This is a genomic window from Maritalea porphyrae, from assembly GCF_027213965.1.
GTDB lineage: Bacteria > Pseudomonadota > Alphaproteobacteria > Rhizobiales > Devosiaceae > Maritalea > Maritalea porphyrae_A.
The window spans coordinates 1-263 of record NZ_JAPWGX010000049.1; the positions used below are offsets into that span (position 1 = coordinate 1).

A 263-nucleotide genomic window follows, 5' to 3' on the forward strand; every position below is an offset into this window, starting at 1 on the left:
GAATACAAACATGGTAGTGGCACTTTTGTAGCTCTTCGTTTGTCAAACCAGTTCTTTCTCGGCCAAACACGAGCGCAACCGGATGCTTTCGGCCTTCAACTGCAAATTTCTCACCGCATTCACGTGGCTCTAGCATTGGCCATTCTAATGTACGAGAGCGGGCGCTAGAACCCACAACAAGGCCACAATCTTCAACCGCTTCTTCTAATGTGCCGACAATCTTTGCATTTTGAGCAATATCACCAGCACCCGCAGCTAAAGCA

At 48.3% G+C, this 263-nt stretch carries 1 protein-coding gene; it reads right to left on the reverse strand.

What is annotated here, in order from left to right; genetic code table 11:
* A partial coding sequence (locus tag O4H47_RS17980) for a TrmH family RNA methyltransferase (RefSeq protein ID WP_331283691.1) occupies positions 1–263 on the reverse strand: 263 nt, incomplete at both ends.